Annotated in this window: 20 protein-coding genes and 3 pseudogenes; 14 read left to right on the top strand and 9 right to left on the bottom strand. The window is 64.7% G+C overall.

The features are described 5' to 3' along the window. Positions 1-106: 106 nt before the first annotated feature. Together ACSKB9_RS12440 and ACSKB9_RS12435 are read right to left on the bottom strand one after the other, a co-directional pair. Positions 107-433 (bottom strand): hypothetical protein, encoded by a 327-nt coding sequence (locus tag ACSKB9_RS12440; RefSeq protein ID WP_438073453.1) that lies wholly within the window; start codon positions 431-433, stop codon positions 107-109. Positions 434-574: 141 nt separating this feature from the next. Next, a complete protein-coding gene (locus ACSKB9_RS12435; protein ID WP_438073451.1) occupies positions 575-1,189 on the bottom strand; it encodes an inner membrane-spanning protein YciB in 615 nt (204 codons plus the stop codon). A 741-nt stretch (positions 1,190-1,930) separates the two neighbouring features. On the opposite strand from ACSKB9_RS12435, the gene ACSKB9_RS12430 reads away from it, so the two are divergent. From ACSKB9_RS12430 to ACSKB9_RS12415, 4 genes are all read left to right on the top strand, one after another. Further along, positions 1,931-5,551 (top strand): autotransporter domain-containing protein, encoded by a 3,621-nt coding sequence (locus ACSKB9_RS12430; protein ID WP_438073449.1) that lies wholly within the window; start codon positions 1,931-1,933, stop codon positions 5,549-5,551. Positions 5,552-5,677: 126 nt separating this feature from the next. Beyond that, positions 5,678-6,913, top strand: coding sequence for an extensin-like domain-containing protein (locus ACSKB9_RS12425; protein WP_438073447.1), 1,236 nt, complete (start codon positions 5,678-5,680; stop codon positions 6,911-6,913). 113 nt (positions 6,914-7,026) lie between these two features. Then, positions 7,027-7,410, top strand: coding sequence for a response regulator (locus ACSKB9_RS12420; protein ID WP_438073445.1), 384 nt, complete (start codon positions 7,027-7,029; stop codon positions 7,408-7,410). Positions 7,411-7,469: 59 nt separating this feature from the next. Further along, a complete protein-coding gene (locus tag ACSKB9_RS12415; RefSeq protein ID WP_016845814.1) occupies positions 7,470-8,168 on the top strand; it encodes an ABC transporter permease in 699 nt (232 codons plus the stop codon). Here ACSKB9_RS12415 and ACSKB9_RS12410 read toward each other — a convergent pair. Further along, the gene (locus tag ACSKB9_RS12410) at positions 8,142-8,960 is read right to left on the bottom strand and encodes a substrate-binding domain-containing protein (protein WP_253607533.1); all 819 of its coding nucleotides are present in this window, start codon (positions 8,958-8,960) and stop codon (positions 8,142-8,144) included. The two genes, ACSKB9_RS12415 and ACSKB9_RS12410, sit on opposite strands and share 27 nt — an antisense overlap. Positions 8,961-9,100: 140 nt before the next feature. On the opposite strand from ACSKB9_RS12410, the gene ACSKB9_RS12405 reads away from it, so the two are divergent. After that, positions 9,101-9,805 (top strand): SDR family oxidoreductase, encoded by a 705-nt coding sequence (locus ACSKB9_RS12405; protein WP_438073442.1) that lies wholly within the window; start codon positions 9,101-9,103, stop codon positions 9,803-9,805. Between the two features lie 387 nt (positions 9,806-10,192). Then, positions 10,193-12,865 carry a flavin-containing monooxygenase gene (locus ACSKB9_RS12400; protein ID WP_438073441.1) on the top strand — a complete coding sequence of 891 codons (2,673 nt, stop codon included), beginning with the start codon at positions 10,193-10,195 and terminating at the stop codon, positions 12,863-12,865. A 183-nt stretch (positions 12,866-13,048) separates the two neighbouring features. Here the strand turns inward: ACSKB9_RS12400 and ACSKB9_RS12395 are convergent, their stop codons facing one another. Together ACSKB9_RS12395 and ACSKB9_RS12390 are read right to left on the bottom strand one after the other, a co-directional pair. Beyond that, on the bottom strand, positions 13,049-13,891 hold the full coding sequence (locus ACSKB9_RS12395) for a GNAT family N-acetyltransferase (protein ID WP_438073439.1): 843 nt from the start codon (positions 13,889-13,891) through the stop codon (positions 13,049-13,051). Positions 13,892-14,156: 265 nt separating this feature from the next. Further along, positions 14,157-14,798, bottom strand: a complete 642-nt coding sequence (locus tag ACSKB9_RS12390; protein WP_038383067.1) for a TetR/AcrR family transcriptional regulator — start codon at positions 14,796-14,798, stop codon at positions 14,157-14,159. 188 nt (positions 14,799-14,986) lie between these two features. Between ACSKB9_RS12390 and ACSKB9_RS12385 the strand changes: the two genes are divergently transcribed. From ACSKB9_RS12385 to ACSKB9_RS12370, 4 genes and pseudogenes are all read left to right on the top strand, one after another. Beyond that, complete coding sequence (locus ACSKB9_RS12385) at positions 14,987-16,273, top strand: HlyD family secretion protein (protein ID WP_438073437.1); 1,287 nt, start codon at positions 14,987-14,989, stop codon at positions 16,271-16,273. 47 nt (positions 16,274-16,320) lie between these two features. After that, positions 16,321-17,911: pseudogene (locus ACSKB9_RS12380) on the top strand (DHA2 family efflux MFS transporter permease subunit). Between the two features lie 399 nt (positions 17,912-18,310). Then, positions 18,311-18,843, top strand: a pseudogene (locus tag ACSKB9_RS12375) (REP-associated tyrosine transposase). A gap of 511 nt (positions 18,844-19,354) precedes the next feature. Further along, positions 19,355-21,154, top strand: coding sequence for an ABC transporter ATP-binding protein (locus ACSKB9_RS12370; RefSeq protein ID WP_438073435.1), 1,800 nt, complete (start codon positions 19,355-19,357; stop codon positions 21,152-21,154). A gap of 62 nt (positions 21,155-21,216) precedes the next feature. Here ACSKB9_RS12370 and ACSKB9_RS12365 read toward each other — a convergent pair whose 3' ends face one another. Further along, entirely contained in the window at positions 21,217-21,960 is a 744-nt protein-coding gene (locus ACSKB9_RS12365; protein ID WP_438073434.1) for a sulfite exporter TauE/SafE family protein, read from the bottom strand. A 207-nt stretch (positions 21,961-22,167) separates the two neighbouring features. Here ACSKB9_RS12365 and ACSKB9_RS12360 point away from each other — a divergent pair, with 207 nt between their 5' ends. Continuing rightward, positions 22,168-22,896 (top strand): alpha/beta fold hydrolase, encoded by a 729-nt coding sequence (locus ACSKB9_RS12360; protein ID WP_438073432.1) that lies wholly within the window; start codon positions 22,168-22,170, stop codon positions 22,894-22,896. On the opposite strand, the gene ACSKB9_RS12355 is transcribed toward ACSKB9_RS12360, so the two are convergent. Continuing rightward, a complete protein-coding gene (locus ACSKB9_RS12355; protein WP_143029693.1) occupies positions 22,877-23,098 on the bottom strand; it encodes a DUF2721 domain-containing protein in 222 nt (73 codons plus the stop codon). The two genes, ACSKB9_RS12360 and ACSKB9_RS12355, sit on opposite strands and share 20 nt — an antisense overlap. 123 nt (positions 23,099-23,221) lie before the next feature. On the opposite strand from ACSKB9_RS12355, the gene ACSKB9_RS12350 reads away from it, so the two are divergent. Then, entirely contained in the window at positions 23,222-23,452 is a 231-nt protein-coding gene (locus ACSKB9_RS12350) for a hypothetical protein (protein WP_438073430.1), read from the top strand. Here ACSKB9_RS12350 and ACSKB9_RS12345 read toward each other — a convergent pair. Next, complete coding sequence (locus tag ACSKB9_RS12345; protein ID WP_438073428.1) at positions 23,422-23,949, bottom strand: hypothetical protein; 528 nt, start codon at positions 23,947-23,949, stop codon at positions 23,422-23,424. The genes ACSKB9_RS12350 and ACSKB9_RS12345 overlap by 31 nt on opposite strands. Before the next feature lie 158 nt (positions 23,950-24,107). After that, positions 24,108-24,287 carry a hypothetical protein gene (locus ACSKB9_RS12340; RefSeq protein WP_076824115.1) on the bottom strand — a complete coding sequence of 60 codons (180 nt, stop codon included), beginning with the start codon at positions 24,285-24,287 and terminating at the stop codon, positions 24,108-24,110. A gap of 223 nt (positions 24,288-24,510) precedes the next feature. Here ACSKB9_RS12340 and ACSKB9_RS12335 point away from each other — a divergent pair, with 223 nt between their 5' ends. Together ACSKB9_RS12335 and ACSKB9_RS12330 are read left to right on the top strand one after the other, a co-directional pair. After that, positions 24,511-25,530 (top strand): patatin-like phospholipase family protein, encoded by a 1,020-nt coding sequence (locus tag ACSKB9_RS12335; protein WP_026193140.1) that lies wholly within the window; start codon positions 24,511-24,513, stop codon positions 25,528-25,530. 4 nt (positions 25,531-25,534) lie between these two features. Continuing rightward, a pseudogene (locus ACSKB9_RS12330) lies at positions 25,535-26,985 on the top strand (GntP family permease). Positions 26,986-26,997 lie beyond the last annotated feature (12 nt).

Below are 26,997 nucleotides of genomic sequence, written 5' to 3'. Positions count from 1 at the left end.
GAATGCCGGATGAACGGTCGTGCCTTGTTGTCATGGCGGACCGAAACGATCAAGCACCGCGCTCCGTTGCCGGAAGCGCGGTGCCTGGTCGCTGTTGGGGTTTTGCTTAGCCGCGCTTGTGAGGAGTGATATTGAGCGGTTTCGCCGGCTTGGCCGCGGGCGCATAATTCGCGGGTTGCGCAGCCGCCGGCCGCACGTAGTGGAACACCGCCTTGCAACCGTCGCTAAGCAGGGCGCGCTGGCGGATCATGCAGGCGGTGACGCGGTCGACGTCGGGAATTTCCGAGCTGCACAGCCGCATGGCGTCGCTGGTGCACATCTGCTGCTGCTCGTCGGTGTAGGCATAGGACGCCGAGGTCAGCAGACCGAGCGTGAACGCGGTTGCCGCCAGCAGTTTGCCGTGACGAAGCGCGGAAGCGGTGAAAGCCATCATGTCCCCCTTGTGATCGCGCCGAAGCAGCGCGTTGTCGAAGCCATCACTAGGCAGGCTTGGTTTCGGCAATTCTTCGTCGTCGGGGCAAAATGGTTTCGTCGCGCGGGCCGTTTGTTTCGTCAACCACACCCCGATCCGGGGTTACGGCGCCGCGGGCGCCGGTGCTCCTTCGAGCGCAAGCACGGCCTCGCGCTGGGCCTCCGGCATGGCGCGGATGCGGCGCCTCGCGGTGAGGCGGAGTGCGGCAAAGCCGCCGAGGAACACCACGATCTTGCTCACGATGCCGAAGATCGGCATCACGACGGCCCATGTCGTGATCTCGCAGGTCAGCGCGACGAAGGCGTTCACACCGGCGGAGACGAACATCAGGGCGGCCCAGGCATAGCCGACCTTGACGGCGACATCGGGCACGACTTTCTGTGCGATCCCGGGCAGGTAGCGGTTGAGCCAGCCGGGCTTGAGCATCACGACGCCGACGATGGCGTAGATCACGCTCGGCTTGAACAGCACGAAGCGCGGGTCGTGGGTCAGCAGCGTGGCGGAGCCGGCGGCGACGACCAGGAACAGGCTGAGCCATTCCATGGTGTCGATCCGCTTGCCGCGCACCATCTGGACGCCGATCTGCACGACGCCGAATGCGATGCCGAGGCTGACCGCGAGCGCGGTGTTGTGCGTCAGCAGGAACAGAACAAGAAAGACAAGCGTCGAGGCGAGATCGAGGGCCAACAGCCTGGCCGCGGTGAGGAAATGCTTCATTGGTCGCCGGTCGCCCGCAGGTTCAATTCATTTTCGACAATGCGGCTCTTATAGCGGGTCCGGCGACGCACATGAAGCGACCGCCGGGCAGATACAAGCCGTTACCTGAAGGGCGAACTCGCAGACTCGCCCCGCCGTTGCACGGCGCAGCGCTGCACGCGCATCGCATTCGAGCCCCTCATCGCGATCGTCGAGCTGTAGTTGTGGCGGAGTGAACGCAAAACAGCAAAGCGCCGGCGGGGGCGGCCGCCGGGCGCTGAACTCATGCCTGTCGAATGTCCTAGAACACGCCGAGAATAATGGCGCCGACGAAGGCTAACGCGATGTACGCGGCCACAATGCTCAGCTTGCTCAGCAGAGGACTCGCGAAATCCATTGGGGAAACTCCCTCGGTTCACACAACGCTGCCCGCATTAACGTCAAAGCTAGCAAGGGGTTCCAGGCCGAAAAAGGCAGTCTTGTTGTCAGGCTCGCAATTCGCGGCGATGCCGCATTGCGATGCGTGGCTCAAATGGCCGCCAAATCAAGGCGTTGACGCGCCGCAAATATATTCAACGGCGGTGCCGTTTCCGGACGCCGGATAGCAGTACCGCTTGGATGTCCGTCGGGTTGCTCTCGCCCCTGTGTCGTTGCGCCGCAAGGCAGCCTCGTCATTTGTTGTGCGCCTGTCACAAACCATACCCAGATTGCCGCCCGCAATGACCGGGGCTCTACCCCGGTAATAAGTACTTGGGGCGTTACGTGAAATCTGAGTTTCTGAGCCGCGCAAGCCGGCTTGCGCTGGCTATTTCTGCGACTTCCTTGGGGTTCTCCTGTCCGGCACTGGCCGCAAGCTTCAGCACTCCTCCCAACAGCACGACGGCGCAGACCGTCTCCAACAATGACACCGGCTGGGTCGCCGCCGGCAGCAGCCTGTCGGTGACGGGCACCGCGATCACCTGGATCACCGGCCTGTCGTCGCCCGGCGTCGTCATCACCAACAACGGCACCATCTCGGCGACCTCGCGCGGCATCGACACCTCGAGCAGCGCCATCAGCGGCAACCTCACGCTGATCAACAATTCCGGCGCGCTCTTCACCGCGTCCAACGATGCATTCCGGATCAACGGCGGCCTGAGCAGCGGGTCGGTCACCGTCGACAATGCGGGCACCATCCAGTCGACGGGCAACGGCCGCGTCTTCGACTTCGTCAACGCGACGTCGAACACCACCGTGTTCGCGATCACCAACCAGAGCGGCGGCACCATCAAGTCATCAGGCAGCGACGTGATGCGGATCGGCGGCGGAACCACCACGATCACAAATTCCGGCCTGATCGAAGCGACCAATACGGCAGGGTCTCGCGCGATCCGCGCCACCACCAATCTCAACAACGTGATCTCGCTGTCGGTCGTCAACAATGCGGGCGCGACGATCCAGTCGGCGGACGACGCCATCCAGATCAACGGCGCGTCGGGCAGCAACAGCACGACCGCGGCCAGGTTCTCGGTCGACAATGCCGGCACCATCAAATCGGCGACCGGGCAGGCGATCGACTTCGACAATCTCACCTCGACCGCCGCGAGCGTTCACATCACCAACCGCGCGACCGGCCTGATCACCGCAGCCAATGCGGACGCGATCCGTCCGGGCGAAAACTTCACGATCGACAATTACGGCCAGATCATCGCCAATGGCACGATCGATCCCGCAACCGGCCGGCCCAGCGCCGATGCGATCGATCTTCAGGGCGGCCACAACGGCACCGTCAACAACTATGCCGGCGGCCTGATCTCGGGTGCCAAGAACGGCACCGCCGGCGACGCCGGCACCATCACGGTCAACAATTTTGCCGGCGCAACCATCATCGGCCGCAACGGTGCGGGCGTCGGCGGCGGCAACGCCATCGTCACCAACTACGGCACCATCACCGGGGCGATCGATGGCGTCTCGACGCGCAGCGATGGCGACGGCATCGATATCGACAATGTCCTGACGCTGACCAATTACGGCATCGTCCAGGGCACCGGCGCAACCGGCGCCGATGACGGCGGCCGCTTCAACAACAGCGAAGGCCTTGCGATCGGCGGCGGCACCATCCGCAACTACGGCACCATCAGCGGTGCCGCGGCGGGCATCGTCGTCAACAACAATTCAAATCCGGACCATTCGCGCAGCGGATCGGCGGCGCTCGACCTGATCAACCATGCCGGCGCCACCATCGTCGGCAACAACAGCTATGCGATCCGCTCCGAGAACAAGACCGGCAATGCCGCCGTCGACAACGACAGGATCGTCAACTACGGCACCATCATCGGCAACGGCACGATTCCCGATCCCAATGGCGTTACGCTGCTGCAGAACGGCACGCCCGATACCGGTTCGGTCGGTACGCTGAACGGCGTGACCTATACCGGTACCGGCTCGACCCGCTTCATCCGCGGCGACGGCGCAGCGATCCAGACCGGCGAGGGCGCCGACGTGCTGTCGAACCACGGCACCATCATCGGCAATACCGGCCGCGCGATCAGCATGGAAGGCGGCGACGACACGCTCAATCTCTATGGCGGCTCGACCATCACCGGCCGGATCGATGGCGGGGTCGGCACCGACACGCTCAACCTGTTCGGGCCGGGCTCGGGCACGCTCTCGAATGTGATCAATTTCGAGATGCTCAACGTGCAGGGCGGCGTCTGGACCGTGACCGACGCGCAGAGCTACCAGAACGGCGCCACCATCGGCTCCGGCGCGACGCTGTTGGTCAATGGCTCGCTTGGCAATGCCGTGACCGTCAATGCCGGCGGCACGCTCGGCGGCAATGGCAGCGTCGGCAATGTCCTGGTCAATGGCGGCACGCTGTCGCCGGGCAATTCGATCGGCACGCTCACGGTGCAGGGCAGCCTGACCTTCACCGCCGCATCGACCTATCTGGTCGAAGTGACGGCCGCAGCGTCCGATCGCACCAACGTGACTGGTGCGGCGACGCTCGGCGGCGCCACGGTCAACGCGTCCTTCACCGGCACCACGTTCCAGAAGCAGTACACCATCCTCAACGCGGCCGGCGGTGTCAGCGGCAGCTTTGCCGGGCCGGTCAGCAGCAATTTGCCATCGAACTTCATCTCCAGCCTGAGCTATGACGCCAACAGCGTCTATCTCAATTTGGCGCTGAATTTTGCCGCAGCCTCGAAGCTCAACGGCAATCAGGCCGCGGTCGGCCATGCGATCACCAGCGCCTTCAACAGCACGGGCAGCATTTCCGCCGCGTTCGGCGCGCTGACGCCGGCGGGGCTGACGCAGGCGTCGGGCGAACTCGGCACCGGCTCGCAGCAGACCACGTTCGATGCCATGAACATGTTCCTCGGTGTCATGACGGATCCCTTCACCGAAGGGCGCGGCGGCGTGCCTGCAAATGGTGGTGCGTCGCAATTCGCTGGTGACACCATGAGCTACGCGTCGACCGGCATGTCGCGTGCGAAGGCCGCGCGCGATGCCTATGCCGCGATCTATCGCAAGGCGCCGCCGTCGCAGACGTTCGAGCAGCGCTGGAGCGTCTGGGCGGCGGGCTTCGGTGGCGGGCAGAGCACCGATGGCGGCATCGCCGTCGGATCGAATTCGACGACGAGCCGCATTTTCGGTGTCGCTGTCGGCGCCGATTACCGGATCTCGCCCGACACGAATGCCGGCTTTGCGCTCGCCGGCGGCGGCACCAATTTCACCGTGGCCAATGCACTCGGCGTTGGACGCTCCGACCTGTTCCAGGCCGGCGCCTTCATCCATCATGGATTTGGGCCGGCCTATCTGCTGGGCGCGCTGGCCTATGGCTGGCAGGACGTCACCACTGATCGCACGGTGACGATCGCCGGCGTCGACCGGCTGCGCGCGCAATTCAACACCAACGCGCTGTCGGGCCGGATCGAAGGCGGTTATCGCTTCATCACGCCGTGGTCGCTGGCGCTGACGCCCTATGCCGCCGGACAGTTCACGACCTACGATCTGCCGTCCTATGCCGAGCAGGTGCTGTCGGGATCGAGCGCGTTCGCGACGGCCTATGGCGCCAAGACCGTCACCGCCACGCGCAGTGAACTCGGCGTCCGCAGCGATCGCTCGATCGCGTTGCAGGATGGCATTCTCAGCCTGCGCGGCCGGCTCGCCTGGGCGCACGACTACAACACCGATCGCAGCGTTGCCGCGACATTCCAGACGCTGCCGGGCGCGTCCTTCGTGGTCAACGGTGCGGCGCCTGCGAGCGACGCGGTGCTCACCACCGCGAGCGCGGCGATGAACTGGACTAGCGGCTGGTCGGCGGCGCTCACCTTCGAAGGCGAATTCTCCGACGTCACGTCGTCCTATGGCGGCAAGGGTGTCGTTCGCTACACGTGGTGATGGCGATCATTCTCGGCAGGGCGCGTGTTGCCCTGCCGGGTTCCGCCGCATGGTTAAGGACAGCTGAAAACAACGCATCGAAATGCGTTGAAGAGTCTTTAATCAAATTCGCAGAACCTCCGCGCCATGACGCGTGGAGTTCGTTTGTATCTCGTCGGCTCCCTTGTCCTTGTGTCGCTGGCTGGTTGCGGTCGCGGTCTGTTTCAGACCGCCGAGCGCGAACCGTGGCGGGCCGAGGCCGAGGCCGCATGCCTGAAGTCGGGCGCGGTCAAGGAGAGCGCCGACCTCGTCCGCATTGATCCGATCTCCGGTCCTGGCGTCTGCGGCGCCGAGTTCCCGCTCAAGGTCGCCGCGCTCGGTGAAGCCAGTTCGGCTTACGGATTTGCCGACGACAGCCTGCGCCCGCCGGCATCGGTCGGCAACCAGCCGCGCTGGCCGATCAACCGCCAGCCGCCTCCGCCGCCCGCGCAGGCGCCGTATTCCAATCAGGCCGTCGGCCAGCCGAGCTATGGCAACGAGCCGGGCTATGGCAGCCGTCAGAATGGGCCGGTCTCGCTGTCGGCGCCCGGCGTTCCGCCGCAGCAGGACGAGATCGATTTGCCGTCGGAAGGCTCGCCCGATGCCAGGGGCGAGCGACCTTATTATCCGGGCCTGCCATCCAATCCGCAGCGCGACAGCGCGGCCGCGCCCTATTCACCGGCACCGTATTCCCAGCAGCCGCCCGGCGCGCCACCGCCGCCGCGGCTCGGTCCCTCGGGCGGCAATCCGGTGGTGACGGTCGGCCCCGTCGCAGTGAAACCGGCGGCAACGCTGGCGTGCCCGATCGTCTCGGTGCTCGAGCGCTGGCTCGCCGATTCCGTACAGCCGGCGGCGCAGCGCTGGTTCGGCGCGCGTGTCGTCGAGATCAAGCAGATCTCGGCCTATTCCTGCCGCGGCATGAACGGCAATTCGCACGCGCATATTTCCGAGCACGCCTTCGGCAATGCGCTCGACATCGCAGCCTTCACGCTGGCTGACGGTCGCCGCATCACCGTGAAGGATGGCTGGAAAGGCCTGCCGGAGGAGCAGGGCTTTCTGCGCGATGTCCAGGCCGCCGCCTGCCAGCAATTCACCACGGTGCTGGCGCCGGGGTCCAACGTCTATCACTACGACCACATCCATGTGGATCTGATGCGCCGGGCCAGCCGGCGTCTGATCTGCCAGCCCTCCGCCGTCTCGGGCGAGGAGGTCGCGGCGCGTGCCGGCGGCCGTAACCCCTATGCAACGCGCGAACCTTATGTCACAGGATCGCTCGGCGGCAGAAAGCCGGCCCCGCGGGGTAAGGCGGGGGTGAACGAAGAAGACGAATTCGCCGACGAATAGGGACGCGTCTGATACCCGTATTTTTACTGGGTGACACCGTGCAAACGGTAGCCACTTTTATGCTGCATATGCTTCGGAGCCGGGCGCACCCGGCTGATTTCTGGGGGATAGCTTTGCAAGACGCGCCGATCATTCTCGTCATCGAAGACGATCGTGATCTTCAGATGATGGTAGAGGACGCCCTGAGGGACGGCGGCGATGAGCCGGCGATCGCGGGCTCGGGCGAGGAAGCGTTGACGCTGCTGAAGGCGTTCCGCACCAAATACAGCGCACTGGTCACCGACATCCGCCTGCTCGGACGGCTCGACGGCTGGCGCGTGGCGCGCGGCGCCCGCGAGATCGACCCGTCATTCCCGGTGCTCTACATCACCGGCGGCGGCGGCGACGAGTGGCCGACCCGGGGCGTGCCGGACAGCGTGCTGCTGAACAAGCCGTTCTCGCCTGACGAACTGGTCGCGGCCGTGGCCAAGCTGCTCAAGAACGGCGCGCCGGCCTGAGCGACTGATCGTTCCTGCGATTTGACGATGCGCACGTTGTGCGGGCAAAACGTGCCGGCATGAATGATTTCGCACAGTCGATCACGGCGGCGGCATCGCTGATAGCCGGTCGCGATCCGGTCCTGCTTGGGATCGTCGCATTGTCGTTGCGCGTCAGCCTGCTGGCGAGCCTGCTGGCGCTTCTGATCGGCGCGCCGATCGGCGGTTGGCTTGCGATATCGAGGTTTCGCGGACGGCAGGTGGTGATCGTGCTCGCCAATGCCTGTCTCGGCCTGCCGCCGGTCGTGGTCGGCCTCGGGCTTTATCTGCTGCTGTCGCGATCCGGACCGCTGGGCTTCGCCGGGCTGCTGTTCACGCCGACGGCGATGGTGGTGGCGCAGGTCATCCTGGCGACGCCAATCGTGGTTGCGCTGGTGCATCGTCCGGTCGCGCTGCTGTGGGCGGAATATGCCGATTTGATCCGCACCGACGGTCTGTCCCGCCTGCGCAGCCTTGCGCTGGTGTTCTCGCTCGGCCGCGCCTCGCTGCTCACCGCGTTCCTCGCCGCCTTCGGCCGCGCCATCGCCGAGGTCGGCGCCATCATCATCGTGGGCGGCAATATCAGCGGCTATACGCGAACGATGACGACCGCGATTGCGCTCGAGACCAGCAAGGGCGAGTTGGCGCTCGGTCTCGGGCTCGGCGTCATTCTGCTTGCGCTGAGCGTCAGCGTCAGCACGATCGCGTTTCTGCTAGTGCGCGGCGTTGGGGAAAAATAGCTGCTCGCCGCCGACCTTGTAGCCGGCGATGGCCGACTGCCCGGCCTGCGAGACCAGCCAGTCGATGAAGGCCTCGCCGTCCGCGGCCTTCACCGTCGGATGTTTCGCCGGATTGACGAGCATCACGCCGTACTGGTTGAACAGCCGCCGGTCGCCTTCGGTCAGCACGGCGAGCTCGCCGCGGTTCTTGAACGACAGCCAGGTGCCGCGGTCGGACAGCACATAGGCATTCGACGCGGATGCCATGTTGAGCGCCGGACCCATGCCCTGGCCGATCTCGCGATACCACTGGCCCTTCGCTGAGCCGAGATCGACGCCGGCCGCCTTCCAGAGCCGCAGCTCGGCCTCGTGCGTGCCGGAGTGGTCGCCGCGCGAGATGAAGGCCGAACTGGTCGCAGCGATCTTGCGCAGGGCATCCGCGACATCCTTTTCGCCGGCGATATGCGCCGGATCGGCCTTCGGGCCGACGATGACGAAATCGTTGTACATCACGTCATATCGCCTGGTCGCAAAGCCCTCGGCCAGGAATTTCTCTTCGGCCACGCGATCATGCACGAACACGACATCGGCATCGCCGCGCCGTCCGATGTCGAGCGCCTGTCCGGTGCCGACCGCGACCACCTTCACGGCAATGCCCGAGGTCTCCGAGAACCGCGGCAGCAGATAGCCGAACAGGCCGGACTGTTCGGTCGATGTCGTCGAGGCGACGGTGATGGACCGGGTCTGCGCGAGTGCGGGACCGGCGAACAGCAGCGCGGCGGCGATGACAAGGTGTCGAAGGAGGGATGTCATGTGAATACTGCGTACCGGAGAACGATGTCGGTCACCATGCCGCATTTCGTCCGGTGACGCAAAGCAGGCGCGATGTCGCGCGCTGCGATCGGCAGTGCTAGGGTCGCCCCGAACGAAGCAACAAGAAGGGATATCAGGTCATGGCTTTGGAGAAGGTCGCGCTCGTCACCGCGGGCGGCAGCGGCATGGGAGCGGCGGCGGCGCGGCGCCTCGCGGCCGATGGTTTCCGCGTTGCGATCCTGTCGTCGTCGGGCAAGGGCGAGGCGCTGGCGAAGGAGCTCGGCGGCCTCGGCTTCACCGGCTCGAACCGTTCCAACGATGATCTGAAGCGCGCCGTCGACGGCGTGATCGCGCGCTGGGGCCGCATCGATGCGCTGGTCAACAGCGCCGGCCACGGCCCGCGCGCGGGTGTGCTCGAACTGACCGACGAGCAGTGGCACACCGGTCTCGACGTTTACCTGATGAACGTGATCCGCCCGACGCGTCTCGTCGCGCCTCACATGCAGGCGCAGAAGTCCGGCGCGATCGTCAACATCTCCACCGCCTGGGCGTTCGAGCCGAGCGCGATGTTTCCGACCTCGGCGGTGTTCCGCGCCGGGCTCGCCGCGTTCACAAAACTGTTCACCGACAGCTACGCCGCCAGCAATGTGCGCATGAACAACGTGCTGCCAGGCTGGATCGACAGCCTCCCGGCAACCGACGAGCGCCGCGACAGCGTGCCGATGAAGCGCTACGGCAAGGCGGAAGAGATCGCCGCAACCATCAGCTTCCTCGTCTCCGACGGCGCGGGCTACATCACCGGCCAGAACATCCGCGTCGACGGCGGCCTGATGCGGTCGATTTGAGGCAACCGGCAAACCGTCATCTTCAAGGCAAGTGAGCTTGTAACTCACAAGCGGCTCCAAATGTTCGCCGTCGTCCCGGCGCAGGCCGGAACCCATAACCACCGACGGTTATCGTTGCGGGTCGGTGAAATGACGAGTTCCGTCCACAACATCCGCCGCGGATTATGGGTCCCGGCTTTCGCCGGGACGACATCAGAGTGTGCGGCGCCGTTCGTACCCGTTGCGTCGCCACAACTTACGTCCACCAGTTGCGTCTACGCGCTGCGCGGCGCGCTCCAGGCCGCGGGCGTCACAATTGCGGCGACCTCTGATTGCGTTTGTCGTGATGACAAACTGAACGCGCAGGGCTAGCCTTCCGTCCAAATCAAAACATACCGGAGGAATGGCATGCCAGACGCAGCAGTTGCAGCACGCGCTTCAGACTCCACGCAGAGCGGAACCACGCAGCAGGTCGACGTTGCGGTGGTCGGCGCTGGCTTCGCCGGACTTTACCTGCTGCATCGGTTGCGCAAGGCGGGCTTCTCGGCGGTCGCGCTCGAGGAGGGCGCCGATGTCGGCGGCACCTGGTACTGGAATCGTTATCCCGGCGCGCGCTGCGACATCCAGACCATCGACTACAGCTACACTTTCGATCCCGAGCTCGATCAGGCCTGGAACTGGTCGGAGAAATACGCGACCCAGCCGGAAATCCTGCGCTATCTCGGCTTCGTCGCCGACCGTTACGATCTGCGTCGCGACATCAGGTTCGGCACCAAGGTCACGCAGGCGACCTGGAATGATGCGACCTCGCGCTGGCAGATCACGACCAACAACGGCGCCAACGTCTCGTGCCGCTACTACATCATGGCGACCGGCTGCCTGTCGTCGCCGAAGCCGCCGGAGATCGACGGTGTCAAGGATTTCAAGGGCGAGATCTATTTCACCGGCCGCTGGCCGCATCAGGGCGTCGATCTCAAGGGCAAGCGCGTTGCCGTGATCGGCACCGGATCGTCGGGCATTCAGTCCATACCGATCATCGCCGAGCAGGCCGCGCAGCTCACCGTGTTCCAGCGCACCCCGAACTTCGCGCTGCCCGCGGGCAACGGCCCAGCGCCCGAGGATCGCAAGACCTATTTCGAGAGCGACCGTGCTGCCTATCGCGACCAGGCGCGCTGGTCGATGGCCGGCGTGCCCTATCCGCAGCAGACCGTGGTGAGCTGGCAATTGAGCGACGCCGAGCGCCGCGAGCGGTTCGAGAAGGCGTGGGCGGCGGGCGACCTCGTCCACATCCTGACCCAGCTCTGGGCCGACCAGGCGGTCGATGTCGACGGCAACAGACTGGTCGCCGACCTGATCCGCGAGAAGATCGGCGCCGTGGTCAAGGATCCGGAGACGGCGGCGGCGCTCGCCCCGCACGATCATCCGTTCGGCGCCAAGCGTCCCTGCCTCGATACCAACTACTACGCGACCTACAACCGTCCGAACGTGACGCTGGTGAATCTGCGGCAGGAGCCGATCAAGGGGATCACCACCAGCGGCATCTTCACCAACGGACGCAAGTTCGACGTCGACGTCATCGTGTTCGCCACCGGCTTCGACGCGATGACCGGCGCGATCATGGCGGTGCATCCGATCTCCGGCCGCGGCGGCAAGTCGCTGTCGGATGTCTGGGCGCACGGACCGCAGACCTATCTCGGCGTCACCGTCGCGGGCTTCCCCAATCTGTTCATGATCACCGGCCCCGGCAGCCCGTCGGTGCTGTCGAACATGGCTGTCTCGATCGAGCAGCATGTCGATTGGGTGGTCGAGCGGATCGCCGCGCTGCGCGACGCCGGCTTCACCACGATGGAAGCGACCGAGACCGCGCAGGCCGGCTGGGAACGGCACATGGCCGATTGCGCGACGCTGACGCTGCACCGGCTCGCCAACACCTGGTACACGGGCGCCAACGTGCCCGGCAAGCCGCAGGGCGTGATGCCTTATACAGGCGGCGTCGGTCCGTATCGCAGCATCTGCAACGAGGTGGTCGGCCGCGGCATGCTCGGCTTCAGGCTCACGGGCCCCGGCGTTGCCGAGCAGTGCAATGACGGCGAGATCGTGCGCCTGCAGCCGGACGTGCGGCTGGTGCTGAATCTACTTGGCGAGATGAACCTGCCGCCGCTCGAGACGATGGGGGCGCAGGGCGCGCGCGACTTCCTCACCGAATTCAACAAGGGGCGTCCCTTTGGCCGCCCGGTCGGCGAGGTAGGCGGCGGCATGCTGCAGGGCGCGGACGGTCCGTTGCCGTACAAGCTCTACCGGCCGACGACGTCTGGGCCGCATCCGATCGTGGTGTATTTCCACGGCGGCGGCTGGGTGCTCGGCGACGAGATGTCGGATGATCCGTTCTGCCGCGACCTGTGCCGGCGCACCGGCATGATCGTCGTCAGCGTCGGCTATCGCCATGCGCCCGAGCATCGCTTCCCGGCCGCGGCCGAGGACGGTTTTGCCGCGACGCGCTGGATCGCGGCCCATAGCGCCGAGCTCGGCGGCAGGGCAGGGCCGCTGCTGGTCGCGGGCTGGAGCGCCGGCGGCAACCTTGCGGCCGTCACCTGCCAGCTCGCGCGCGATCGCGGCGGGCCCGAGATCGCGGGCCAGCTCCTGATCTGTCCGGTCACCGATTCCACATTCGACCGGCCGTCCTATGTCGACAACGCGACCGGCTATTTCCTGACCCGCGGGCTGATGTACTGGTTCTGGGACCTGTACTGCTCGCCGGCCGACCGCACCGACCCGCGCGTCGCGCCGCTGCGCGGCAAGCTCGAAGGCTTGCCGCCGGCGTTCATCGCGACCAGCGAGTTCGATCCGCTGCGCGACGAGGGCATCGCCTATGGCGACGCGCTCGCCAAGGCCGGCGTCAAGGTCGAGCAGCTCAAGGCGCAGGGCCACTTCCACTCGTCGTTCGTGATGGTCGACGTCATCATCACCGGCGTTGCCGGCCGCGTGAAGATGGCGAAGGCGCTGCGGCGCTTCGCCGGCCTGCCCGAGGAGGTCGAGCAGGACAACGTCGCTACGCCGGAGGTCAACGCGGCGGCGAACTAGCTCGGGTTTCGAATTGCAGCCGCGCTCCCTCTCCCGCTTGCGGGCACTTGCGGGAGAGGCGCGTTGCGAAAATATCGAAAACAACCCCATGCAAAGAAGCCGGCGGTGGCAGGCGTTCGACCAAGCCACTTGACACGTCGGGCAACTCACGGATATATTTCTAATATCCCGAAATCTCTCGCGCTAACCGAGCTCGAACGTCGTGACGCCGAACACGCGATCGATCCGCAATGACGGGATCGTGCCGGTATACATTCGCGCGGTCTCGAACACCGGTGACAGCCCGAGGGCTTGCGCCAGCGCGACGGCGTCGCGGTTGACCGCGGGGACATCGAGGAAGACCTCACCGCTGCCCGCGCTCGCGAGCAATGCCGCGAGAACGGCCTCGGCGCCGGCACGGTCATCGGCAACGAGCGGACCGATCTTGCGGCCGGTCCGGCACGGGCGGATCACGCCCCAGCCGGCCAGCTTGCCGTCGCGCATCAGCGCGCGCCCGACATGTCCTGACGTGTTGATCCAGGCGCGCAGGAATGCCGGCCGCGGTGCGGGAAACACCGTGGCGTCATCGGCCTCGATCAGCGCCATCGGCAGATCGGTCAGCGCGACGGTGTCGCCGCTCGGCGCGGATGGTGTGGCGACAGTGCCGCCATAGCGCACATTGGCGTAAGCGAGCGCGAAGCCGGACTTCTGGTAGTTCGCCTGTTGCGCCACCACGCCATCGAGCCCGATCACGCGCGGGCGCGCATGCGCGATGGCCGCATTCCAGATCTTCAGGCCATGGCCGCGGCCGCGCAGATCCGGGCGCACGATGTAGAAGCCCAGAAACGAAAATTGCGCGCCGTAATTGACGCAGGAGATCACCGCGGCCGGCTCGCCATCGAGCTCGGCGATGAAGAAGCCTTGCGGATCCTCGGCGGCAAAACAGGGCGCATCGGCGAGACCGGGATTCCATCCCTCCGCCGCGGCCCAATCCACCGCGAGCGCGATCTCGTCCGGCTGCATGTGTCGGATGGTGAGGTCGTTCATGGTCGATCGCCTCGTCGTGCTGGAGTTATTGATCGTGCACATCGACGGCTGGAGAACAATACCCCCGTGACGATCTAAAGAACCTACGTCCGTCATATTGATGAGGCTGCCAACGGGTCCGCGCAAAGCGCGGCCCGATGATAAACTCTTGGCCGTCTCCAAGCACGACGGCCACCAGCCGGGCCGCGCATGCTTCGAGGCTCGCTACGCGAGCACCTCAGCATGACGGGATGAGAGCGCGCTGGTCCGCGATAAGACGTCGATCTCACCCGGCCTTCGGCCGGTACGCCGCGAAGAACACGCGCGTCGCGCTGTCGACGACGGTTGCGATCCGCTCCGGCGAGGGCGACGGCCTGGCCTGGAAGATGAACGCCTGGAACAGCGTCGCCTGGCACATCTGCATGAATTGCCAGGCCGCGAGTTGGTAGTCGTCGATCACGAGCTCGCCGAGCGCGGCGCGCGCCTCGAGATAGGCGGCGAAGCGGTCGACGGTGTGGGCGATGACGTGGGTGTAGAACCGGCTGCCGAGCTCGGGCATCCGCTCGGCGATCGCCATCACGGTGCGGATCGCCGAGCCGCCGCCGGGCCGGCACAACACCGCGACATAGGCGCGGCCGAATTCGGGGAGGGTGGTGTCGACGTCGCGCGCCGGATCGAAATTGAAGGCGACCTTGCCCTGCTCGAGCTTTTCCTCCTCGACGATCGCCGCGAACAGCCCGGCCTTGTCGGGGAAATAGACGTAGAGCGTGCCCTTGGAGACGCCGGCAGCGCGCGCGATCTCGCCCATGCTCGCGCCGTCAAAGCCGAGCTCCAGGAATACCTTACGGGCGCCGTCCAGGATCTGGCGGCGTTTCGACGATTCCTCCTCGCCGACGGACTGGAGGGAGGTTCGGGGCGCTGCAACCATTGATTTAGCTTCTCAGGAAAGAACTCAACCCAAAGTAGGAAAGGGAAGAATCGAAGCTTTATAATCTAGCGGGCGGGAATGTATATTGACCGAACCGTTCGGTCAATGGTATCTTGGGAGTGACGATGCGCCGCACGGCCCTTATTCCGCCATCGCGCGCGTCAAGATTTTTGTGGGGAGCCTCGGCCATGGCCGCAGCACGGGATCAGGCTGCACGCATTGTTCGTTCCGAGCCTGAGATGGCCGAGGACGCGATCGCGCGCGATGCATCCGCCGATCTCGGCGAGCAGGGCCGGGCTGATGAAGCCAAGCGTCCCGCGGAGGCGCCGCCCGCGTCTGCGCCCGAGCAGCCGGCGGCTTCGCCCGCTGCGGCGCCGGCGCCGAAATCCGGCAAGCGCAAATTCGTGATGATGGGCGTGGTCGGCCTGCTCGCGCTCGCCGCCGCGGGCTATGCCGCCTATTACCTGATGGTCGGGCGCTTCTACGTCTCGACCGACGATGCCTATGTCCGCGCCAACAACTCCATGCTCGGCGCGCGCGTCGCGGGCCATATCGCGGCGATCCTGCCCGGCGACAACGCGCTGGTGCGCGCAGGCGACGTAATCTTCCGGATCGATGATGGCGACTACCGTATCGCGGCCGACGCCGCGCGCACCCGGATCGCGACCCAGCAGGCGACGATCGAGCGCATCGGCCGCCAGGTTGCGGCGGCGGCGAGTTCGGTCGAGCAGGCGCAGGCCCAGCTCGTGTCCGCCCAGGCCGGCCTGAAGCGCGCCGATCTCGATTTCGATCGGCAGCAGGCGCTCAGCACCAAAGGTTTTGCCTCGCGTGCCACCTTTGAAGTCTCGGAGGCCGGCCGCGATCAGGGCGCGGCCAGCGTGCGATCCGCGCAGGCGGCCTATGATGCCGCCAAGGACAATGTCGAGGTGACCAAGGCGCAGCAGGCCGAGGCCCGCGCCCAGCTCGCCGAATTGCAGACCCAGCTCGCCAAGGCCGAGCGCGATCTCGAATTCACCAACGTCCGCGCGCCGGTCGACGGCACCTTCTCCAACCGCCTGGTCAACACCGGCGACTACATCAATGTCGGTCAGCGGCTCGGCAATGTGGTGCCGCTCGACGGCGTCTACATCGACGCCAACTATAAAGAGACCCAGCTCAAGCGCATCCGCACCGGGCAGCGCGTGACGATCAAGGTCGACGCCTACGGCTTCCGCAAGTTTACCGGCCTCGTCGACAGCATTTCGCCGGCGGCAGGCTCGGTGTTCACCTTGCTGCCGCCCGACAACGCCACCGGCAACTTCACCAAGATCGTGCAGCGCCTGCCGGTCCGCATCCGCGTGCCTGCCAGCGTCGCCAGGCAGGGCCTCTTGCGCGCCGGCATGTCGGTCTACACCACCGTCGACACCCGCGAGGGCGCGGCCGATGCCGACGCCGAAACCGATCTCGACGCGCCGATGATGATCCATCCGCAGTGATGTCTTGAGGCTTCGGACAGAGTCCGAGGCTCGGAGCCGATGAGCCCATGGCTGATACGACCACTGCTTCACCCTCGATGATGACCGGCGCCTCGGAGTCCGAGCGCATCCAGCCGAAGCGGCTGGTTGCCTTCATCATCATGGTGTTCGGCATGTTCATGTCGATCCTGGACATCCAGATCGTCTCGGCCTCGCTGTCCGAGATCCAGGCCGGCCTGTCGGCATCTTCGACCGAAGTGTCGTGGGTGCAGACCGCCTATCTGATCGCCGAAGTGATCGCGATTCCCTTGTCTGGATTTCCTGTCGCGCGCGCTCGGCACGCGGCTGTTGTTCGCGATCTCGGCGTTCGGCTTCACCGCCTCGAGCCTGCTGTGCGGCTTCGCCTCGTCGATCGAGCAGATGATCCTGTGGCGCGCGCTGCAGGGCTTTCTCGGCGCCGGCATGATCCCGACGGTGTTCGCCTCGGCCTACACGATCTTCCCGCGCACCAAGTTCCACATCGTGGCGCCGATCATCGGCCTCGTCGCGACGCTGGCGCCGACCGTTGGCCCAACCGTCGGCGGCTACATCACGGATCTGATGTCGTGGCACTGGTTGTTCTTCATCAACATCGTGCCTGGCGTCATCATCACGGCAGGCGTGCTGGCGCTGGTCGATTTCGACCAGCCGAACTTCGCGCTGCTCGAGCGCTTCGACTGGTGGGGCCTGATCTTCATGGCCGGTTTCCTCGGCTCGCTCGAATATGTGCTGGAGGAGGGTCCGCAATATGAGTGGCTGCAGGACACCTCGGTCGCGGTCTGCGCTGCGATCGGCTTCGTCTCGGCGGTCGCGTTCTTCTGGCGCGTCTTGACCGCGGAGGAGCCGATCGTCGATCTCTACGCCTTCTCCAATCGCAACTTCGCGGTCGGCTGCGTGCTGCAGTTCTGCATCGGCATCGGGCTCTATGGCCTGACTTATGTTTATCCGCGCTATCTCGCGGAGGTCCGCGGCTACAGCGCGCTGATGATCGGCGAGACCATGTTCGTGTCCGGCGTCACCATGTTCTTCATGGCGCCGGTGGTCGGGCGGCTGATGCAGAAAGTCGATCTGCGCTACATCATCGCCTTCGGCCTCGTGACCTTCGCGCTCGGCTCCTGGCAGATGACCTGGATCACCCGCGACTATGATTTCTACGAGCTGATGCTGCCGCAGATCCTGCGCGGCATCGGCATGATGTGCGCGATGGTGCCGACCAACAACATCGCGCTCGCGACATTGCCTCAGGATCGCGTCAAGAACGCTTCCGGCCTGTTCAACCTGATGCGCAACCTCGGCGGCGCGGTGGGGCTCGCCGTCATCAACCAGGTGCTCAACGACCGCACCGATCTGCACATCTCGCGGCTGCACGACCGCGTGACCTGGGGCAACACCACCGCGGTCGAGACCCTCAACATGTTCACCCAGCGCATGCAGGGCATGGGCGATTCCGCCGTCATGGCGATGAAGCAGCTCTCGCAGATCGTGCACCGCCAGGCCGCGGTGATGGGCTATGGCGACGCCTTCTTCATGCTGTCGCTGTTCTATGTCGCGCTCAGCCTTCTGGTGCTGTTCGTCAACAAGCCACCGTCGATGACTGCGAGCGGCGGCGACGCGCATTAGGTGTCATCGGTTTTCGTAGCCCGCATGAGCGAAGCGACATGCGGGACCGATCTCGGCAGTTCATCACTGAGCGTGACGCGGCCCCGGATATCGCTTCGCTCATCCGGGCTACGAAGCTTCGAGATCCCAATCGCTGATCTGTATTGACGCAAGCATCTGCTGATCTGCAATATTCTAACATCGTAGCCTGCATGAGCGAAGCGACATGCGGGACCGATCTCAGCAGTTCATCACTGAGCGTGACGCGGCCCCGGATATCGCTTTGCTCATCCGGGCTACGAAGCTTCGAGATCCCAGGCACTGATCTGTATTGACGCAAGCGTCTGCTAATCTGCAATATTCTGGCATCGTAGCCCGCATGAGCGAAGCGATATGCGGGAATGCTGCGGGAGCCGGGGCATGGTCAGATACCGACGCAACTTCATCCCGGGCGGTACCTTCTTCTTTACGGTCACGCTCGATGATCGGCGATCCGGCTTACTCGTGGATCATATCACGGCGTTGCGGGATGCGTTCGATACCGCCCGTCGCGAACGTCCGTTCTCCGTCGACGCAGTGGTGGTGCTCCCCGATCACCTCCACGCGATCCTTACACTGCCGCAAGGCGATTCCGATTTTGCAGGTCGTTGGCGTCGGGTCAAAGGACACTTCAGCAGCCGGTTGCTTGCTGCCTCGATAGAGCTGAAGCGTCGATCGAATGGTGATCTGGCGCTTTGGCAGCGGCGGTTTTGGGAGCACACAATCCGCGATGAAGATGACTTCGCGCGGCACGTTGATTCCATCCATTTCAACCCAGTCAAGCATGGCTGGTCCGGCGCGTGTGCGACTGGCCACATTCCTCGTTCCATCGCTATGTGAGGGAGGGCGTGTTGCCATTCGACTGGGCGGGTGACGCGGGAGAAGGCGGAAGTTTTGGCGAACGTCCTGAGTGAGGAGAGCTGGTGGATCGTTACTTGTAGCCCGCATGAGCGAAGCGACATGCGGGGAGCGCGCTGACCAGATTCGATGATCGCAACCGGGGCGCCCGGATATCGCTTCGCTCATCCGGGCTACGAACGTGTGCCGTTGTCGCCGGGCTGAGTGCATCGCATCGGCGCGCGGGCTGCGCCCGGTCGCGTGAATAGCTGATGTCGCCGACACATTGACGCACTCACGCCGATGTTACCTTGCCAATCGCGCGTGATGCATTTATAAGCAGCGCTTCCTTACTCGAACCGGGGAGATGCGCATGAAGTCGCTTATTTCGCAGATCGCGCGCCCGCGTTCGACGGTGCTGGACGCCTTTACGCGGTAGCTCCCGGCGCTGATCGGGCCTGATCCCCGATCATCAAAACGTCCCAACAATTTATCGACAGTTTCCAGCGGCGCTCGTGGTCGGATTCCGCCCGCACGTCGCCTCAGATGGAGCCGGCACGCGCTGCAAAGGCGTGGCCGGAATGTGCCATGACCTCTCTGACATCAAAGCGGCCGGCCGCGATCCGGATCGTGCTTCCCTTTGTCTTCCGCCATTGGCTGGAACAGCCGCTGCGTGCCTCCGCGGTGACGGCGGGATTCCTCGGCGCAACCGCGGCCGACCTGTTCATGCCGGTGTTTTCCGGCCATCTGGTCGACGCGCTGACCGCGGGCGCCACCGATGCGGCCGCGCGCCATGCGGCGATGCTGGCGTTCGGCGCCATCGTCGGCCTCGGCGCGCTGTCGCTGATGCTGCGGCTGGTCGGCATCCAGACCATCGTGCCGTTCACGCTGAAGACGATGTCCGATGTCGGGCAGCAGGCCTTCATGCGGGTGCAGCGCTTCTCGACCGACTGGCACGCCAATTCGTTCGCCGGCTCCACCGTGCGCAAGATCACGCGCGGCATGTGGGCGCTCGATTTGCTGAACGACACCATCCTGATGGCGCTGCTGCCGTCGGTCGTGGTGCTGGTCGGTTCGATGATCCTGCTCGGCGTGCATTGGCCGCAGCTCGGCGCGGTGATCGCGGTCGGCTCGGTGATCTATGTCGCGATGACCATGGTGTTCCAGGTGCGCTACGTCGCGCCTGCCGCGCGCGTTTCCAATGCGTGGGACACCAAGGTCGGCGGCACGTTGGCCGACGCCCTGACCTGCAACGCGGTGGTGAAGTCGTTCGGCGCGGAGACGCGCGAGGACACGCGGCTCGACGGCGTCATCAGCCGCTGGCGCCGGCGGGTGCGGCGGACCTGGTTCCGCTACAACCATACCTCGACGGCGCAGCTCGTGGTGCTGCTGTGCTTCCGCGCCTCGGTGATCGGCGGTGCGATCCTGCTGTGGGCGCAGGGCCGTGCCACGCCGGGCGACGTCACCTATGTGCTGACCAGCTACTACATCATCCACGCGTACTTGCGCGATGTCGGCATGCACATCAACAACCTGCAGCGTTCGGTGAACGACATGGAGGAACTGGTGCAGATCCATGGCGAGCCGCTCGGCATTGTCGATGCGGATGATGCTGGGACGATCGACATCGAGGGCGGCCGCATCGTGTTCGACGACGTCACGTTCCACTATGGCGGCCATCGCCGACCGCTCTATGACGCCCTGTCGGTCGACATCGACGCCGGCGAGCGGGTCGGCCTGGTCGGGCGCTCCGGCTCCGGCAAGACGACCTTCGTCAAGCTGGTGCAGCGGCTCTACGACGTCTCCGCTGGCCGGATCCTGATCGACGGTCAGGACATCGCCAAGGCGACGCAGCAATCGCTGCGCAGCCAGATCGCGATCGTGCAGCAGGAGCCGATCCTGTTCCACCGCACGCTGGCGGAGAACATCGCCTATGGCCGGCCGGGCGCCAGCATGGAGGCGATCGAGCAGGCGGCGCGGCTTGCCAATGCGCACGACTTCATCATGCGGCTGCCGAAGGGTTACGGCACGCTGGTGGGCGAGCGCGGCGTCAAGCTGTCGGGCGGCGAGCGGCAGCGCGTGGCGCTGGCGCGCGCCTTCCTGGCCGATGCGCCGATCCTGATCCTGGACGAGGCGACCTCGAGCCTCGATTCGGAATCCGAGGCGCTGATCCAGCAGGCGATGGAACGGCTGATGAAGGGCCGCACCTCGATCGTGATCGCGCACCGGCTGTCGACCGTGCGCAGCATGGATCGCATCCTGGTGTTCGACCGCGGCGAGATCGTCGAGCAGGGCACGCATGAGGTGCTGGCCGCGCGTCAAGGCGGCATCTATCGCGGCCTGTTCGAGCGCCAGGCGACCGAGTTCGGTCAGGCCGCGGCGGAGTGAGATGGCGCATGGCTGGAGCGTCGGTTCTGATTGGATCAGAACCGACGCTCACGCAGCGCCCGCTATTTCGGCGCCAGTCCGTTCCACACCAGCGCGACGCCGGACAGGAACAGCAGCAGCAGCACGACGTCGGAGAAATTGCGGTCGCTGAGCGCGTGATAGAGCCGCGCGCCGAGCCAGGCGCCGAGCAGCGTCCCCGGAAACGCGCACGCCACCAGCCAGATGAGCTCGGGCTTCACCAGGCCGCTTGCGATCTGCACGCAAAGCGCGGCCGCCAGGATCGTGAAGTTGAAGATCTGGAACACGCCGCGGCGCTGCTGCTTGCCCCAGCCGCGCACGCTGGCCCACAGGATCGGCAGCGGGCCGGACAGTCCGGCGAGGCCGCCGAGGATGCCGCCGGCAAATCCGATCGCGCCATCGGCCCATTTGCCGCCGAAGGCGATCGACATCGGCTTGCGTTGCAGGAACAACGCGGCCGGAAACACCAGCAGGAAGACGCCGATCGTCAGCTTGAAAACCTCGGGGTCGGCCCGCGCGATCAGCAGGATGCCGATCGGTACGCCCGCGAGGCCTGCGATGACGAACGGCCAGACCAGACGGAAATCGATGCTCTTCCAGATCGACGGCAAGGTCGAGAGCTGCGCGATGACCGAGCAGACCAGCACCAGCGGCACCGCGAGTGTCGGCGGCAGCACATAGAGCCAGATGCCGAGCGCCATCAGCGCGGTGCCGAAGCCGGCAAGGCCGGAGACGAAACCGCCGGCAAGCGCGCCGAAGAACAGGATCGCATAGCTTGCCGGGGTCATTTTTTTCTCCTTCGTCATTCCGGGATGGTCCGAAGGACCAGACCGCAGGTGCGCAATCGCGCACCGGGGAATCTCGAGATTCCGGGTTCGATGCTGGCGCATCGCCCCGGAACGACGGTGGTATTTGGCGCCACGTTTACACAACGCGTCTCGCAGGTACTATTCAAAATCACGGCTCATCAACGATAATCGGAACGGAAGCATCCCATGACTTCAGGCTCGCCTGCGAATTCGCAAAAAACCTTTCTGGTCTGTCACGGCGCCTGGTCGGCAGGCTGGGCATGGAAGAAGATGCATCCCCTGATGCAGGCCGCAGGCCATCGGCTGGTCACGCCGAGCTACACCGGGCTTGGCGAGCGCGCGCACCTTGCGCATCAAGGACTCGACCTCGAGGCGCATATCCAGGATGTGCTCAGCGTCATCAGTTACGAGGACCTGCACGACATCGTGCTGATCGGGCACTCCTATGGCGGCATGGTCGCGACCGGCATCGCCGACCGGGTGCGCGAGCGCATCGCGCAGATGATCTATATCGACGCTTTCGTGCCGCGCGACGGCCAGTCGCTGTTCGATCTCAACGAATCGGCCATCGAGACCATGCGTGAGTTCGCGAGCGACGGCGACGGCTGGCGTATTCCGCCGATGCCGGTGCCGCCGGACACGTCGCCCGCCGACGTCGCATGGCTGAGCGCGCGGCGCGTCGACATGCCGATCAAATGCTTCGAGCAGAAATTGCGGTTGAAGCATGGCGAGACCAGCCTGCCGCGCAGTTACATCTACGCCACCCGCGCTACGCAGGCCGACACGTTCGGCCAGTTCGCCCGGCGCATCAGGAACGAAGCCGGCTGGCGCTATTTCGAGATCGACGCCAGCCACTCGCCCAACGTCACCGCGCCGGAGGTGCTGATGGCGATGCTCATGGAGATTGTTTCCTGAGGCGATCTCTAGCGATCCAGATCGTATTCGTGCACGGCAATCCTCGTTCACGGACGAGATCTATCAGCGCTGCGGTGAAAGATCCGAGCGCTACGATAAAAAGTATGGCGACACCATATTCGTGCCGCAGCTGGAAATAGGTACTGACGAATGCCACGATCACCAGCAGGCACGTCAGGATGGCGCTTATTGTGGAGAACATGATAGGCGATTGAGGAGTTCGGCGCGGCGCCTCAGCCGGGGCATGTCTCTCTTACGCCCTGTTTTGGCATCATCGCCGTCCGGGACCGCATCAAGAGCTTGTATCCGGTCGGTCACGCGGTTCATGCGGGAGATCAGCGTCCGGATTGGGTTTGAGGTTCTGGCGGGCACTGATCGACTGGCGGTTGCATTGACCAATGCCGCTGCAACGCCGCGCCCTGTCCGCTTCAGCATGCGGCAGGCCGCGCGCAACCGCGACGGCTGGCGTATGCCGCGGGATGCCGATGCCGCGCTGAAATCAATCAGCCGCTTGTTTGCCCGGGATCATGCACCGCGCGCGTCGCGGACGGCTTGAGCGACCTTTGTCGCCTGCGATACGCGTCCAATCTTTGCGCCTGCAATGATCTTTCGCCGGCGTTCGCTTGGTTTCGACGCCATGCCTTCGCCCGCGGTGGCTCCAGCCGGCGGACGCGTCGTGAAGTTCGCCGCCCGGTGCAGCGCGAGGGCCTTTCGCGCCGCTTCGACATGAGCGGTCCGGGTTGCCAGACTGTGCTGACGCCTCAGCTCCGTGTTGACCCGTTTCAGCGCTGCCGCGAAGACCTGTTTTCGCTCTGACGCATGCTTGGCGATTCCTGGAAAGCTCGTGCCGCGAGCCTCGGCCTTTCCGCGGCTCTCTCGCTGCTTTTGTCGGCCGACCGTTCGCTCCTTGTCGCGCATCTTGCGCAAGCGGGGTCGCATGGCCTCGAGCTCGCTCACCTCGACGCCGTAGATGGCGGGATGATGCGTCAGGCGGATTGCTTCATACTCGTCGTGGCTGAGGATGCTGCGTTCGAACTTGCAGGCGACCGACATTCCTATTCCTCCTTTTGATCTTCTTGAATCTCGGGGCAGAAGGACACGTCCAGCTGTAGCGGATCATAGCTGCAATGCCGCCGGATGGCCAATCTGCTACCATCCAAACCCGGGCAGCGCTTCGATCGCAGTGATCGATTGTCAAAGCACAGTGGCTCCTACTTTTCTGCGTCGTTGTCCTTGAGACGAATCCCCTCAGTGCGCAGAGCCGCAAAGAGAGCCGCGATATCTTCGGGCTCCATATTGTTGGGGCACATCCCGTTCAGTTGCTCGGTCGTGATCGTGCCAGTGCTGCTGGCGATGTCTCTTGCCTTCGCCATGATCTTCTGAAGGTCCATCTGCGATCCTCCGCGAGGGACACACTCTACGCCCGCCACCCCATGCATGTCGCCTTTTAAGAAACGTGGCCTGTGGCGGCACTGAAGCGATCGCTTCGCTTCGAGTTGAGATAATATCGTTCGAAGTTCGCCGTCGGAATTGCGCAGCGACCGCAACTTTGTCTCGCATGTTCGGCTAAACTGCGACATAATGAGTGTCTCGCGTGCTGGTGAGCATGGATTCATGAACCGCAGCCCCGTGCTCGTAGACCTGGCGCTCCAAGGTGGGGGATCGCACGGTGCGTTCACGTGGGGGGTCCTGGATCGGCTTCTCGAAGAACCATGGTTTCAGATTGCGGGCATATCCGGGACATCGGCCGGAGCGATGAACGCAGCCGTGCTGGCGGATGGTTGGACCGCGGGCGGCGCTGCCGGCGCGCGCGAAGCGCTTGAAAAATATTGGCGAAGCGTCTCGCGCGCCGCCGCATTCAGTCCGTTGCAACGGTCGCCGCTCGACCGCCTGATGGGACGCTGGTCGCTTGACAGCTCCCCGGCCTATCTCTTCACCGATTTGATGTCGCGGATGCTTTCGCCCTACGACCTCAATCCGCTTGGCTTCAATCCGCTACGCGACATATTGAACGACAGTATCGATTTCGAGCGTCTTGCCCGCGCGCCGATCAAGCTCTTCATCACCGCCACGCGCGTGCGTACGGGCCGCGGACGGATTTTTCGCAACGCGGAGATTACCGCGGATGTCCTGCTTGCGTCGGCTTGCCTGCCAACGATGTTTCGCGCGATCGAGATCGATGGCGAGCCCTATTGGGACGGCGGCTATGCGGGCAATCCCACGATTACGCCGCTCGTTCGCGAGACCGACGCGCGCGACACCGTCGTCGTCCAGATCAACCCGACCGAGCGTCCGGAGCAGCCGCGCACGGCCGCTGACATTCTCAACCGGCTTAACGAGATCTCGTTCAACTCGCCGCTGGCAAAGGAGCTGCGGATGATCGCGTTGCTTCGCCAGGTCGCCGATCCCGGTACAGGGGAAGGCGCCCGCTGGGCGCAGATGAAGACGCACCGGATCAAGAGCGACATGCTTGCGACGTTCGGTTCGTCATCCAAGCTTAATGCCGAATGGGCGTTCGTGGCGAAGCTGCACGAGGAAGGGCGGCGAGCCGCCGGCGAATTCCTCGACGCGCATGGCGCCGATCTCGGTGAGCGTTCGACCGCAGATCTCGATATTCTGCTGGCGGAGTGCTGAGACGATGGGTCTTCTCGGCATTCTCGTCGGGCTTGGACTGCTGGTCTGTCTTGCTTTCCGCGGTTGGAGCGTGCTGCTGCTCGCGCCGCTCTGTGCGCTGGTGGCCGCAGCCTTCGGTGGCGAGCCGCTGCTTGCCAACTGGACGCAGACCTTCATGGGTAGTGCGTCGGAGTTCTCGCGCAGTTCTTTCCTATTTTTCTGCTTGGCGCCGTGTTCGGAAAGCTCATGGATGACAGCGGCGCCGTCGCGGCGGTCGCGGGCTTCATCTCCCGGTGCCTGGGCGAACGCCGGATCATCCTTGCGGTCGTGCTCGCAGGCGCACTGGTCACCTATGGCGGCGTCAGCCTGTTCGTCGCCTTCTTTGTCATCGTTCCGATGGCGCAGTCGCTGTTTCGCGCGGCGGGGATTCCACGTCGTCTGATACCGGCGGCGGTCATTCTCGGGACTTCGACCTTTACCATGTCGGCGCTGCCGGGCACGCCGTCGATACAGAATGCGATACCGATGCCTTTCTTCGGCACGACCCCCTTTGCCGCACCGGGCCTCGGCGTTGTCGCCTCGATCATCATGCTGAGCGTCGGGCTGTGGTGGCTGCTTCGCGCGGAAAAAGCAGCGCATCGCGCAAAAGAGGGGTATGGCGACGAGCCGCCGGTGCCGGCGGATGCAGCCGACGATGAGCTGTTGCGCGAGCGGGCTACGACGGCGCGGGAATTCGACCCGGCGGAGCTCCGCCACGGATATCACAGCGATGCCGCCGTCCCGATTTTCAACGCCTTGCTTCCCCTGATCGTCGTCGTCGCCGTCAATCTGGTGATGTCGCTGGTTGTACTGCCTCGGCTTGATTTCTCGTTCCTGGCCGAACAGCGGTGGGGAAATACATCACTGGCTGCCGTGGCCGGTGTCTGGTCAGTTGTCGTGGCGTTGGCGGGAGCGATCGTGACGGTCATCCTCTGCAACTGGACGCGGCTGCCCGCATTGCGACGAACCATGGATGCCGGTGCCAACGCGTCGGTCCTGCCGGCGCTGAGCGTCGCAAGCCTTGTCGGATTCGGCGCCGTTATCGCCTCGCTTCCCGCTTTCGGCGTGGTGCGGGACTGGGTGTTGCGAATTGAAGGCGGTCCATTGGTGTCGCTCGCGGTCGCGACGAACATCCTTGCGGCGCTGACGGGGTCGGCTTCCGGCGGCTTGACGATCGCGCTCGATGCGCTGGGACGGACCTATATGGATCTTGCCGCGGAGGCGGGTATTGACCCCGGCCTGTTGCATCGCGTCGCGGTGATCGGTTCGGGAACGCTGGACATTCTACCTCACAACGGCGCTGTCGTTAGCCTGCTTGCGATCTGTGGGCTCAAGCATCGCGATAGCTATCTCGACATTGTCATGGTCGGCATTGTGAGTTCTGTCATTGCTCTCGCAGCGGTGATTGCGATCGGCACCGCTTTCGGGTCGTTCTGACGCAAGCCGATG

The sequence above is a fragment of the Bradyrhizobium sp. BR 1433 genome (assembly GCF_051547665.1).
Classification (GTDB): domain Bacteria; phylum Pseudomonadota; class Alphaproteobacteria; order Rhizobiales; family Xanthobacteraceae; genus Bradyrhizobium; species Bradyrhizobium australafricanum.
This window is presented reverse-complemented; position numbering and strand designations above follow the sequence as displayed.